The sequence below is a fragment of the Paraburkholderia aspalathi genome, from assembly GCF_900116445.1.
Taxonomy (GTDB): domain Bacteria; phylum Pseudomonadota; class Gammaproteobacteria; order Burkholderiales; family Burkholderiaceae; genus Paraburkholderia; species Paraburkholderia aspalathi.
The window spans coordinates 31,906-44,476 of the sequence record NZ_FPBH01000053.1; the positions used below are offsets into that span (position 1 = coordinate 31,906).

The window sequence follows — 12,571 nt, forward strand, 5'->3', positions numbered from 1 at the left end:
TAGGTTTTCACTTATGTTAAAAGCCGCCACGTTTCGTCAATTGAAAGCCTTGCATACGGTCGCGAAGCTCGGCAGCGTGTCGCGCGCAGCGGAAGAATTGAAGCTCACGCAGCCGGCGGTGTCGCTTCAGGTGCGCCTGCTCGAAGAGGCAGCGGGTGCGCCGCTATTGCAGCGGGTGGGCCGTGGCGTGCAGTTGACTGCAGCGGGCGAAATCCTCGCGCGCTATGCGCTGGAAATCCTCGATCTGTGGAACGGCGCGGCGGATGATCTCGCCGCCTTGCATGGCGAGCAGGGCGGCACACTGCGCATTGGCGCGATCACCACCGCCGAATATCTGATCCCGCCTTTTCTGGTGCGCTTCACGGAATCGCGCCCGCAAGTGAAGGTGCAATTCAAGGTCGGCAATCGCGCCGACATCATCCGCATGCTGGCCACGCACGAGATCGATCTTGCGGTGATGGGTAGCGCGCCGCGTGAATTGCGCACAGTGGCCACGGCGTTCGCCAAGCATCCGATGGCGTTCGTCGCCTCGCCTGCCCACGTGTTGATGAAGAAAAAGCGCTTGTCGCTGGACGATCTGCAAACCGCGAATCTGTTCGTGCGGGAGCGGGGCTCCGGCACGCGCTCGACGGTCGAGAATCTGTTTCGGCTCGCCGGTCACAAGCTGCATATCGGGTCTGAGCTCTCGAGCAACGAAGCGATCAAGCAACTGGTCGAGGCGGGGCTGGGCATCGCGTTTCTGTCGCTGCATGCGTGTTCGCTGGAATTTCAGGCGGGTCTGCTGGCGTTATTGCCTTTGCCCGCGAATCCAATCGAGCGCGACTGGTACGTGATGCATGTGTCCGACAAACGCCTGCCGCATGTCGCTGGCCTGTTCCGCGATTTTCTGATCGAGCACGGTATGTCAGGCGCGGTGCCGATCCCGCTGCCGACTGTCGCCGCCGCGAAACGGCGCCGCCAGGCGCGTGATGCGCGCGAAGCGAGCCCGATTTGAGGCGCGGATTCTCGCTATTCGCTTCGACGTTTGCGTTAGAGCAAGCCCGGAGGAGGTCCTCGCGCGGTCTCCAGTTTCATTCGTAGAGCCTTATAGGACGGGCATTTCAGCTTACATCGCCCGCGATCGAAGTAAAGGTTGGGCGGGCGATATTTTTGCCCGCGCCGATTGTCTTTACAGTGACGTCCAGATATCCGAGAAAAGTGGACGCCGCATCCTCGTGGCGAGCCATTGTGATTGACCTGGCCGTTACAGGAGTTGGAGACAATGAGCAGCAACAGCATCACTCAAGTCGAAACATTCGGTTTTGAACGCATTCCGGATCGCTCGCGTTATGCGCGGCCGATCGATCTGTTCCGCTTGCTGTTCGGCGGTTGCAATACCTTTTCCACCTCGGTGCTCGGCAGTTTTCCCGTGCTGCTCGGTCTGTCGTTCAAGGCGGGCGTTTATTCGATCGTGCTTGGCGTGGTGATCGGTTCGTGCATTCTTGCGCCGATGGGCCTGTTCGGTCCGCGCAACGGTACGAGCGATCCGGTTTCGTCGGGGGCGCATTTCGGCATTCATGGCCGGATCGTCGGCTCCTTTCTGGCGGTGTTGACCGCCGTCGCGTTCTTCTCGCTGGCGGTGTGGAGTTCGGGCGACGCGCTCGTGGGCGGCGCGAATCATCTGCTCGGCCTGCCGGTCAACTGGATGACGCTGAGCTTCGCGTACGGTCTCTTTGCGGTGCTGGTACTGACCGTTTGCGTCTACGGTTTCCGCTTCATGTTGTGGGTCAACAAGATCGCCGTGTGGGCCGCGAGTCTGCTGTTCGTGGTCGGCATCGTGGCGTTCGCCGGGCCGTTCAATAGCGCGTACGCCGGCAAGGTGGCGCTCGGTTCGGTGGGTTTCTGGCCGGCGTTCGTGAGCGCCGTGCTGGTTGCGATGAGCAATCCGGTGTCGTTCGCCTGCACGCTCGGCGACTGGGCTCGTTATATTCCGCAGAACACGCCGAAGAAGCGCACGATCCTCGCGGTGATGCTCGCGCAACTGGCCACCTTCGTGCCGTTCTTCTTCGGCCTCGCCACGGCGACAATCATTGCCAGTAAGGCGCCGGATTTTATCGCCTCGAATAACTACGTGGGCGGGTTGCTGGCGATCTCGCCGAACTGGTTCTTTCTGCCGGTGTGTCTGATTGCGATCATCGGCGGGATGTCGACGGGCACCACCGCGCTGTACGGCACCGGGCTCGATATGTCGAGCATGTTCCCCAAGTTTCTGAACCGCGTGCGCGCCACGCTGCTGATCGGCAGCCTCGCCATCGGCTTCATTTTTCTCGGCCGTTTCGCCTTTAATCTGGTCGAAAGCGTGTCGACGTTCTCGGTGCTGATCAACGTCTGCAGTTGCCCGTGGATGGTGATCATGATCATCGGCTTCGTGACGCGACGCGGTTTCTATCTGTCCGACGATCTGCAGGTATTCAATCGCGGCGGCCGTGGCGGTCACTACTGGTTCACGCACGGCTGGAACTGGCGCGCGATGGGCGCGTGGATTCCGAGCGCGGTGGTCGGCCTGTGCTTCGTCAATCTGCCGGATCAGTTCGTCGGTCCGCTCGGGCAGCTCGCCGGTGGTCTCGACATCAGCATGCCGGTTTCGTTGACGCTGGCCTGCGCGTTGTACATCGCGTTGCTGCAGTGCTTTCCTGAACCGGATGGCGTGTATGGGCCGCTTGGCCGACGTTGGTTGCGTAGCGGTCCGCAGCGCAATGCGACGGTGCATCCGGTGGTGCCGGTGACCAGGCTTAAGGCCGGCGGCGCGCAAATGAAGACGCAACCGCAGCAGCACGCCGTACGACGTGAACGCGAAGAAGTGCTGGACACGCAGGACGCGGGTTGAATCGTGCGGTTCGAGGTGTTCAATGCAAGGCGCAGGGACACGGCGCCGAACGCAGCATCGAGGTGGCATTAGAAGCTGCGTTCAAGTGTCACCAAGACCGCACCGAAGCAACAGTCGCGCAGTAAATGCAATGGTATTCAAGTTGAGTAGGCAAACAAAATGAGCGAGTCAGTAAAGCGCGCGTTTGAAGGTGTAAAGCTGTTTCCGTTCTGGCTGGACAATCCGCGTGCACCGGCTGTCGAACGGGAATTGATCGGACCGACTTCCGCGGATCTGGTGATCGTTGGCGGTGGGTTCACCGGTTTGTGGGCCGCGATTCAGGCGAAAGAAGCAGACCCATCACTCGACGTCGTGCTGGTCGAAGCAGGGAAGGTGGCTTACGGCGCATCGGGCCGTCCGGGCGGGATCATTTCCACGTCGGTGATGCATGGTCTGCCGAATGCGACGCGCGTCTTTCCACAAGACCTCGACGTGCTGGAAAAGCTGGGCCAGGAGAATCTCGACGGCTTCAAGGAGTCGTTGACGCGTTACGGCATTGAAGCGGACGTCGAATGGAATGGCGAGATGACGGTCGCGGTCGATCCGGGCCACCTCGATCATCTGAAAGGCGATTACGAACTGCACGTAGCCCACGGGCATGATGTCGTTTTGCTCGACAGCAAAGGCGCCCGCGAACAACTCGATTCACCGCTGTTCGCAGCCGCGATGTGGTCGCGCAATCGCAGCGGCACGATTCATCCGGCGAAACTCGCGTGGGGCCTTAAGGCCGCCGCGCTGAAACTCGGTGTGCGTTTGCACGAACACTCGCCGATCACGCGCATGGAAGATCGCGGCGCAACGATGATGGTGCACACCCAGGCGGGCAGCATCGAAACGCCACGCGTGCTGCTTGGCACCGGCACGGCGGATGTGGGCGTGACCGACATCAAGCGCCGCGTGATGCAGGTGCGCGATCACATCATCGCGACTGCGCCGTTGAGCGACGAGCAGATGGCACGGATCGGCTGGAACAATCGCCAGGGCATCTACGATACGCGCACGCAGCTCAATTATTTCCGTCTCACCAAAGACAACCGGATCATTTTCGGCGGCCGTGTGAGCTATCACTTCGGCGGCGATCCAAATCCGGCCGCGGATCGTGACGAGAGCACATACTACAAGCTCGCCGAAGCCTTCTACCGTACGTTCCCGCAACTGGACGACGTGCGCTTCACCCATGCATGGGGTGGTCCGATCGACTACTGCTCGCGTGGCGCCGTGTTCGCGCGCCGCTATCACGGTGGCAAGAGCGTGTTCGTCGCGGGCTATACGGGGTTCGGCGTGGCGGGCAGCCGCTTTGGTGCGAAGATGGGGCTCGACATGCTGTGGAATCGCGAGACGTTGATTACGTCGCTGGATATTTCGCGCAAGGGGCCGTCGTATATTCCGCCGGAACCATTGCGCTGGATCGCCGCGAAGATTACCTTCAACGCATTCGACGGGGCCGACGATCGCGGCGGCTGGCGGCGTCTCTGGATCAATTCGATCAAGGCGCTGGGCTTCCCGATGTAGTTGCTGCGGTAGGTGTCGATGTGTCCGGCGGTTTTTTTTGATTGCCGCCAGAATAAAAAAACCGCACCTTAAGGGGTGCGGTTCTTGTTGAAGCAACGCTGCGATGCAGTATGAATCAACCGCAGTAGACGATGCTGTACTTCTTGGTCGCCACCGGCATATGCCACGTGCCCGAGAAGCCCTTGTGCAGGATGAAGGCGTCGCCGGCGGCATAGCGTTCGCTGCGGCCGTCGTCGCTGGTAATGACGACTTCGCCTTCGATCAGCACGCAGACTTCGTGGATCGGCAGGTCGGCCAGCTTCAGCGTGCCCGCATCGCATTGCCATACGCCTGCGGACAGCATGTTGCTCGCGTCGGAGAAGGCGTTGAGGGCGTGCGGCGCCGTGGCGCCTTCGAGAATGACGTCGGCGGGATCGTGCAGGGCGGGGTTCAGGCCGGAAGCGCCGGGGCCTTTAGCGTCGATGCGGGTGAAAGTGATGGTGCTCATGTGTCTCTCCTGGTTATGTGGTCGAAAACAAGTGATTCGAAGACGGAATCGAAGCAGAACCGGAGTCTGAGCCAAAGCTGCGTAGCGATGAATTTCGATTTGAAGACATTCAGATTGAGCGGCGTCGATGTAAAGCATTCGATACCGCTCCCGGGCGCTTTCTCGGCCCAAGGTCTGACCCAACCATTCATGTAAAGGACAAGCCCATGCAACACGCCAAACAGTTTTATATCGACGGACAATGGGTCGATCCGCAAAACCCGGCAGGCGCTGCCACGCTCGACGTGATCGACCCGTCCACGGCTACCGCGTTCGCGCAGATTTCGCTCGGCAGCGCGGCCGATGTCGACCGTGCCGTGGCTGCGGCGAAGCGTGCCTTTCCGGCCTACAGCGAGACCACGATCGCGCAGCGAATCGATTTGCTGCAAGCGATTCTCGACGTCTACCGCAAGCGCTACGACGACATGGTGCACGCGATCAGCCGCGAGATGGGCGCACCGCTGCAGTATGCGAACGATGCTCAGGCATGGACCGGCGTCGCGCATCTGGAAACGATGATCCGCACGCTCGACACGTTCGAATTCGAGTACGTGAAGAGCAGCATTCTGATTCGCAAGGAGGCGGTCGGCGTGTGCGGGCTGATTACGCCGTGGAACTGGCCGGCCTTGCAGATCGCCACCAAGGTCGTGCCCGCGCTCGCGGCCGGTTGCACGATGGTGCTCAAGCCTTCGGAACTGGCGCCGCTCTCCGGCATCATCTTCGCCGAGATCCTCGACGAGGCGGGTGTGCCGGCCGGCGTGTTCAACCTCGTCAACGGTGAAGGCGCAACGGTGGGCGAGGCGATGTCGCGTCATCCGGACATCGACATGATGTCGTTCACCGGCTCGACGCGTGCAGGCGTGCAAGTCGCGAAGGCCGCGGCGGATACGGTCAAGCGCGTGCACCAGGAGCTGGGCGGCAAATCGGCCAACCTGATTCTCGAAGATGCCGATCTGAAGCAGGCGGTGATGCGCGGCGCCCGTGCATGTTTCGACAACAGCGGCCAGTCGTGCGATGCGCCCACGCGCATGTTCGTGCCGCGCGCACGCCTCGCCGAGGCATTGGGCTATGCGAAAGAAGCGGCTGAAGCCCTGGTCGTCGGTCCCGCGGATGCGAAGGGCATCGACCTCGGGCCGGTCATCAGCGAGCAGCAGTTCGACAAGATCCAGCGGCTGATCGGTGTGGGCGTCGAAGAGGGCGCCACGCTGGTGGCCGGCGGCCCGGGCCGGCCTGAGGGATTGAAGGATGGTTACTTCGTGCGCCCGACGGTGTTCGGCAACGTCACGCCGAACATGACGATCGCGCGCGAAGAGATCTTCGGCCCGGTGCTGTCGATTCTCGGCTACGACTCGGAAGATGACGCGATCGCGATGGCCAACGACAGCCTCTACGGCCTCGCGGGCTATGTGCAATCCGCCTCGATCGAGCATGCGCATGCCGTGGCGAAGCGCCTGCGTACCGGCACGATCTATCTGAACTACGCGGACTACAGCCCCGATGCACCGTTCGGCGGCTTCAAGCAATCGGGCAACGGCCGTGAGTACGGCGAGTTCGGTCTGGAAGATTTTCTGGAGATCAAAGGCGTGGTGGGTTACGCAAGTTGACGCTGCGCGACGGCCGGGCGGTGAGAGACCCCAACGCACCGGCAGTTTTTCGATGGCGGTTCCAATCTGCGAACGCTGTTGGCGGGCGTCTATAATCTTTGCCGGAATTCGCCATCGGATCTTGAACCAGTGAAAAAGACTATCGCTATTGCGCTTGCTGCGCTTGCCCTGGGCGGCTGTTCATCCACAGAAAAACAGGAAGCTCAGGCGCGCGACTTTACCCGCTCAGAGAGCCTGCTCGATAGCGCCCAGCGTAACGCCGCTGTCGGGTGCGCGGATCAGGCGCAGTGTGACAAGGCCTGGTCGCTCACGAAGGACTACGTGGCGGCGCATTCTTACACGTCGATCGTCCGCGCGGACGCGGTGGCGATCGAGACCGACGTGCCGAGCCGCTCGGGACATGCGGTCTATTCGGCCACGCGCGTGACCAAGGGCAGCGGGGCGACGATCACGCTGTACGCGCAGTGCCGTGGCATGTACGGCCAGGATCGCGCGATGGGCTCCGACTACGATGATTGCGTCAAGCAGATCGGTCCGACGCAAAACGGCTTCGTGCCGTATCTTCAGCAGCATCTATCCAGCCAGTAACGGACGAACCTTCGGATGAACCTTCAGGTCGCGGAGTGGCGCGACATCATCCGTTCGAATGCATCGACGATACGCTGCACGTACGGATTCTTGTGGGCGAGAGTGCCGGTTGCGCGCTCGAAGTGGGCCAGCATGGTCGCGTTCGCTTCGAAGACCAGCACCTGTCCGTCGGGCAGCACCGTGAAGTCGATTCCGCCGTAGTCGAGATCGAGCCGTCTGCCGATCGCCGCGATCGCATTCATGACGCGCTCGCCGAGCGCAGTGTGCGGATTGTCGAGGAAGCGCCGCTCTTCCTCCAGCTTCCACGGATACTGTTCCATGTCGGCGGAGTAGTAATGCACCATCCAGTGTGGCGAAATCGCCAGATGGTAGGGAAACGGCTCCCGGTCGACAAAAATGATCCGGTATTTGCGGTAGAAGCCGTCGGCGCTGCGATAGTCGCGAAACGCTGCGAGGTAGCAAATGTCGGTTTGTGCCGAGCGCCACGATTCAAGCGCGGTGGGACTCTCGCATAAGGTCAGCCCCTCGCCGCCGTGTGTCGCGGCAGGACGCGCGAGGACCGGAAAGTCGATGCCGTCCGCCGCGAGCAGCGCGTCAAGCGCATTGCGTGAAGCCGGTGCGGTTTCGCTGCGTACGCAAGGCGCCGCCTGCACGTCCGGCAATCCGTCGAACAGGCTCGCGGTACGATGCCGCTGGGTTCGGGCGATAGCGTCGGGCGGATTGAGCACGGGCCGCGCACAGCGCAAGACGAAGCGCGCGAGTCGCCCGGAAAGCGGGGCGGCGATATCCGCATCGCCAATCGCGTTGAACACGAGGTCGTAGGGCGGCAACTGCTGGTCTTCTTCGTCGGCGGCGTAGTCGATCGCGTATTTGATGCGACAGCAGGTCGTGCTGGGCAGTAGAGCATCGAACGGCACATTGCCGGCGGTGTGTGCCGCGCAGAGGATCAGCACACGGCGCTGCCCGGCGCCGCGTCCCTCGATAAAGACACGCTGGATCCGGTAGGCACGTTCCCGATATGCGGCGGCTTCGCTCGCGCGTCCGCTGCCTGCGAGGATGGCGGCCAGATTCTGGCAAGCAACGGCGACATGCGGATCAAGCTTCAGAACGAGGCGGTACCAGTATTCGGCGATCTCATGATCGCTTTTCATGAAATATCCGGTCGCGACATCGCAGAGATTCGCGGCACTGGCGTTGGGTGCCGCAGCGGTGTAGGCGTCCAGCGTGTGGGCGGCGATCAGATGCGCGACCGCGGCCAGTTCGTCGCCGTCGGCGCGTCGCGCTTCAGCGAGCGCGCGGTGATGGGACGGATCGAGCGAGGCGCTGTCGTCGGCATACTCCGCTGACGTGCCCGGAGGCTGTGCCTTGCGGTCGGCTTCGTTGTCAGGATTCTGGATCACGGTCGCTCGGGATAACGGCAGGGCGACGCGCCGCTGCGCACTCGAAGCATAGCGGGCATGCATGCGATTCAGCTTACAGCGCCGCGGGTCCGCCACCCCCACCACATCACTACAGCAGCAGTTCGATCGAATGAAACAGGCGGCGCAGTTCAGGGTCTTGCGAGCGCGAGCCTTCGTCGACGACTTCGCGCAAACACTCCAGAAAACACGTGGCCGCCGGACTCGTCGGCGCGCCGCGGCGTGACGTGATACTGACGATGGTTTCATCCACCGTCTCGCGCAAGGGGAGCGCCCACAGGTTCTCCTTTGCGATGAGCACTTCGACGAGCGGCCACGGGAAAATGCTGACCATGTCCGTTCGTGCGAGCAGGCCGAGCACGACCGAGAGCGAGTGCGCAAGATGGATCGTGTGCGGCACCTTCATGCCGCGCTTGCGAAACAGATTGTCCGAGATCGACTCGCGGCTTGCCGGGTCCCAGTTCAGCACCCATTCGGCGTCTTCCAGTTCGAGCAGCGTGCGGCAACCCGCCTTGGGATGATCGCGCCGCGCGCACACCGCCGAATGCGTTGAAAACAGCGGTACGTTGTGAAACTCCGATTGCGGCGAAGCGGGCGGCGGACGGCCGATCGAGAAGTCGAGGCTGCCGTCACGCAGGCGTGGTTGCACGACGCCCAGCAGCCCCTCAAAAAATTCCAGTTGGACTTCCGGCATGTGCTGCCGGAACCGCTGCACTGTGGGCGGCAGAAAAGTCAGCGCCACCCACGGCGTGACGCCGATCGACAGTTTGCCGGCCGCCGCGCCGCGCATCGCCTCGATCTCTGCTTCCGCGCGCTGCAACTGGCCGAGCACCAGCCGCGCATGCACGACCAGCGCGCGGCCGAACTCCGTGAACGCGACGCCGCTCGCGCCGCGCACCAGCAATGGCGCTTGCAGATCGGCCTCCAGTTCGCGCATGGCCTTGGTCACGGCGGCCGGCGAAAGGTCGAGCGAACGGGCGGCGGCCCGGATACTGCCGGTATCCGCAATGGCCGCTAAGGTGCTGAGTTGATGCAGTTTCATCTGGAAAACCCGTACATGGGTGGCAACCGCTGGTTGCTGGCGCAACGATTCTACGCCTGCCGCTGGAAAATCGGCGTGGTTATGCTCGGTTCACGCTTTCATCGACGGAGACAACATCGTGAACACCATGGCCATCCCGGCGGGCATCGCCGAACTCGAAGACGAAATGATCGCGCTGCGCCGCCGCATCCACGCGCAGCCCGAACTGGCTTACGAAGAGTTCGCCACTGGCGACCTGGTCGCGGAACGCTTGCAGGAGTGGGGCTACACCGTGCATCGCGGGCTGGGTCAGACCGGTGTTGTAGGGCAACTGAAAGTAGGCAGCGGCACGCGCAAACTCGGCCTGCGCGCCGACATGGACGCACTGCCGATTCACGAGACCACCGGCCTGCCGTACGCGAGCACCGTTCCCGGCAAGATGCACGCATGCGGCCATGACGGCCACACGGCGATCCTGCTGGCGGCCGCCAAGCATCTGGCGCAGGAAAAGAATTTCGACGGCACGTTGAACCTGATTTTCCAGCCCGCCGAAGAAGGTCAGGCCGGCGCGAAGAAAATGCTCGAAGACGGCCTGTTCGACAAATTCCCGTGCGACGCGGTCTTCGCGATGCACAACATGCCGGGCTTCCCTACCGGCAAGTTCGGCTTCCTGCCGGGCTCGTTCATGGCTTCATCCGATACGGTGATCATCAAGGTAACCGGCCGCGGCGGTCATGGCGCGGTGCCGCACAAGGCGGTCGATCCCGTGGTGGTGTGCGCGCAGATCGTGCTGGCCTTGCAGTCGATCGTATCGCGCAACATTGCGCCGCTCGACATGGCGATCATCACGGTCGGCGCCATCCACGCCGGCGAAGCACCGAACGTGATTCCTGAAACCGCGGAGATGCGCTTGTCCGTGCGCGCGCTGAAGCCTGAGGTTCGCAACTATTTGCAGGAGCGCATCACGGCGGTCGCCTGCGGACAGGCGGCGGTGTTCGGCGCGCGTGCGCACGTCGACTATCAACGACGTTATCCGGTGCTCGTCAACGATGCGCAGATGACCGGTCTCGCACGGCAGGTCGCGCTCGACTGGCTCGGCGAAGACGGCTTGATCGCCGACATGCAACCGTTGACCGGCAGTGAAGACTTCGCGTTCCTGCTGGAGCGTTGCCCGGGCAGCTACCTGATCATCGGCAATGGCGACGGCGAGGGCGGTTGCATGGTCCACAACCCGGGCTATGACTTCAATGACGACTGCCTCGCTACCGGCGCGGCGTATTGGGTGCGGCTTGCGCAGACGTTCCTCGTCTGAGGCAGGCGGCATCGCGTTGAACTGAGGCCATGCAAGGCTCCGAGGGTCACGAAGACCAGCGGGGCCATCAAGGCCGTGTTGGGGCCAGTCAGACCGTCCATCGCTTTCAGGCGCGCAAGGCTGCAGGTCCGCGCATTGGCAGGAAGGACACCATGGAGAGACAGATGGACTATTCCGCTACACCGCAACCCGCAGGCACCGACGCGTTGAATCTCGGTGACGTGTCGGCCATGCCGCCGGCCAAACGCACGAGTCACGCCAAGGCGATTGCTGCGATCACGCTCGGCAACGGTCTCGAGTTTTTTGATTTCACGATCTACAGTTTCTTCGCGACGATCATCGGCAAGCTGTATTTCCCGGTGGAAGGGCAGCTTGCGCAACTGATGCTGGCGGTCGGCACGTTCGGCGTGGGATTCATCATGCGTCCGGTGGGCGGCATTGTGCTCGGCGCCTATGCCGACCGCGCCGGCCGCAAGGCCGCAATGAGTCTCACACTGTGGCTGATGACACTCGGCTCGGCGATCATCGCGTTCGCGCCGACGTACGCGGCGATCGGCATCGCCGCGCCGCTACTGGTGATCCTTGCGCGCTTGATTCAGGGCTTCGCGCTGGGCGGCGAGATTGGTGCATCGACATCGTTGTTGCTTGAATATGGCAGCGATAAGACGCGTGGATTTTACGGAAGCTGGCAGTTCGTGAGCCAGGGCTTGAACACGGTTTGTGGCTCGCTGCTGGGTGTTGCGTTGGCGGCGGCGCTGTCCACTGCCGCGTTGGAGAGCTGGGGCTGGCGTGTGCCGTTTGTGATCGGCATGGCGATGGGTCCGATTGGCATTTACATCCGGCGGCATCTGGACGAAACCTTGCCGGGCGTGGAAGACGGTACGGTTTCTGCGGCCCAGGCGCCTGATGCGCAGCCGGTTCGCAAGTTGTTCCGCGAGCATTCGCGCGTGATCACGACGGGTGTGTTGACGACGATTGGCGGCACGGCCGCGAACTACATCGTGCTGTTTTATCTGTCGACCTACGCGATTCGGATTTTGCATTTCCCGATGTCGTCGGCGTTGTGGGCCGCTTGGACGGCGGCGATTGTGACGGTGATTTGCTCGCCATTTGCGGGATCGTTATCTGATCGCGTGGGGCGCAAACGCGTTTTGTGGATTTCGCGGGTGATGTTGATTGTTGCCGTGTATCCGGCCTTCATGATTATTAATGCTTTGCCCACGGTGCCGGTTTTGTTGTCTGTTGTTGCTGTGCTGGCTGTGTTTGTCGCGTTTACCGCGGTGCCTAATATCGTCATGTTGCCGGAGATGTTTCCGCGGGAGATTCGCGCTACCGGGATGTCGATTGTTTATTGTTTAGGGGTTTCGATTTTTGGTGGGTTTGCGCAGTTTTTTGCTACCTGGTTGATTCAGGTGTCGGGGAGTAATTTGGCGCCTGCCTGGTATTTGATTGGGTGTGGGGTGGTGTCGTTGTTGCCGTTGCCGTTTATGAGGGAGACTGCAGGGAGGGCTATAGATTGATGGTTTTTTTGCCTGCGCGGCGCTTATTGTCTGTGTTCTTAGGGCTTTGGCCTTTCCTTGAATTGTTAGTGGTCTATTAGCGTTCCCCCTGTGCGGGGGGGCACCTACTTTTCTTTGCCGCCGTGTATAGACCGGGGACATGGTTGACAGACGTGCGGAGACATC

General features: G+C 61.9%; 10 protein-coding genes. 7 read left to right on the forward strand and 3 right to left on the reverse strand.

Annotated elements, in window-relative coordinates:
• The first annotated feature begins 13 nt into the window (after positions 1-13).
• From BM438_RS42145 to BM438_RS42155, 3 genes are all read left to right on the forward strand, one after another.
• Positions 14-994, forward strand: a complete 981-nt coding sequence (locus tag BM438_RS42145; protein ID WP_093647048.1) for a LysR family transcriptional regulator — start codon at positions 14-16, stop codon at positions 992-994.
• A 267-nt stretch (positions 995-1,261) separates the two neighbouring features.
• Positions 1,262-2,866, forward strand: coding sequence for a purine-cytosine permease family protein (locus tag BM438_RS42150; RefSeq protein WP_244179596.1), 1,605 nt, complete (start codon positions 1,262-1,264; stop codon positions 2,864-2,866).
• A gap of 159 nt (positions 2,867-3,025) precedes the next feature.
• Positions 3,026-4,417, forward strand: coding sequence for an NAD(P)/FAD-dependent oxidoreductase (locus tag BM438_RS42155; RefSeq protein ID WP_093647050.1), 1,392 nt, complete (start codon positions 3,026-3,028; stop codon positions 4,415-4,417).
• Between the two features lie 115 nt (positions 4,418-4,532).
• On the opposite strand, the gene BM438_RS42160 is transcribed toward BM438_RS42155, so the two are convergent.
• Positions 4,533-4,904: a cupin domain-containing protein gene (locus tag BM438_RS42160; RefSeq protein WP_093647053.1), complete on the reverse strand. Its 372-nt coding sequence runs from the start codon at positions 4,902-4,904 to the stop codon at positions 4,533-4,535.
• Between the two features lie 206 nt (positions 4,905-5,110).
• Between BM438_RS42160 and BM438_RS42165 the strand changes: the two genes are divergently transcribed.
• Together BM438_RS42165 and BM438_RS42170 are read left to right on the forward strand one after the other, a co-directional pair.
• Positions 5,111-6,547, forward strand: a complete 1,437-nt coding sequence (locus BM438_RS42165; protein ID WP_093647055.1) for an aldehyde dehydrogenase family protein — start codon at positions 5,111-5,113, stop codon at positions 6,545-6,547.
• 129 nt (positions 6,548-6,676) lie between these two features.
• On the forward strand, positions 6,677-7,135 hold the full coding sequence (locus BM438_RS42170; RefSeq protein ID WP_093647058.1) for a hypothetical protein: 459 nt from the start codon (positions 6,677-6,679) through the stop codon (positions 7,133-7,135).
• Between the two features lie 23 nt (positions 7,136-7,158).
• Here the strand turns inward: BM438_RS42170 and BM438_RS42175 are convergent, their stop codons facing one another.
• Both BM438_RS42175 and BM438_RS42180 read right to left on the reverse strand, forming a co-directional pair.
• Complete coding sequence (locus BM438_RS42175) at positions 7,159-8,535, reverse strand: ATP-binding protein (protein ID WP_167378541.1); 1,377 nt, start codon at positions 8,533-8,535, stop codon at positions 7,159-7,161.
• A 109-nt stretch (positions 8,536-8,644) separates the two neighbouring features.
• Entirely contained in the window at positions 8,645-9,595 is a 951-nt protein-coding gene (locus BM438_RS42180) for a LysR family transcriptional regulator (protein ID WP_093647062.1), read from the reverse strand.
• Between the two features lie 118 nt (positions 9,596-9,713).
• Between BM438_RS42180 and BM438_RS42185 the strand changes: the two genes are divergently transcribed.
• Both BM438_RS42185 and BM438_RS42190 read left to right on the forward strand, forming a co-directional pair.
• Entirely contained in the window at positions 9,714-10,886 is a 1,173-nt protein-coding gene (locus tag BM438_RS42185; RefSeq protein ID WP_093647064.1) for a M20 aminoacylase family protein, read from the forward strand.
• A gap of 164 nt (positions 10,887-11,050) precedes the next feature.
• Positions 11,051-12,406 (forward strand): MFS transporter, encoded by a 1,356-nt coding sequence (locus BM438_RS42190; protein ID WP_093647066.1) that lies wholly within the window; start codon positions 11,051-11,053, stop codon positions 12,404-12,406.
• The last annotated feature ends 165 nt before the right edge of the window (positions 12,407-12,571 follow it).

Bases quoted from the DNA above. Each gene is read 5' to 3' on its own strand.
- BM438_RS42145 (WP_093647048.1), top strand. From the start codon at position 14: ATGTTAAAAGCCGCCACGTTTCGTCAATTGAAAGCCTTGCATACGGTC.
- BM438_RS42150 (WP_244179596.1), top strand. From the start codon at position 1,262: ATGAGCAGCAACAGCATCACTCAAGTCGAAACATTCGGTTTTGAACGC.
- BM438_RS42155 (WP_093647050.1), top strand. From the start codon at position 3,026: ATGAGCGAGTCAGTAAAGCGCGCGTTTGAAGGTGTAAAGCTGTTTCCG.
- BM438_RS42160 (WP_093647053.1), bottom strand. From the start codon at position 4,904: ATGAGCACCATCACTTTCACCCGCATCGACGCTAAAGGCCCCGGCGCT.
- BM438_RS42165 (WP_093647055.1), top strand. From the start codon at position 5,111: ATGCAACACGCCAAACAGTTTTATATCGACGGACAATGGGTCGATCCG.
- BM438_RS42180 (WP_093647062.1), bottom strand. From the start codon at position 9,595: ATGAAACTGCATCAACTCAGCACCTTAGCGGCCATTGCGGATACCGGC.
- BM438_RS42190 (WP_093647066.1), top strand. From the start codon at position 11,051: ATGGACTATTCCGCTACACCGCAACCCGCAGGCACCGACGCGTTGAAT.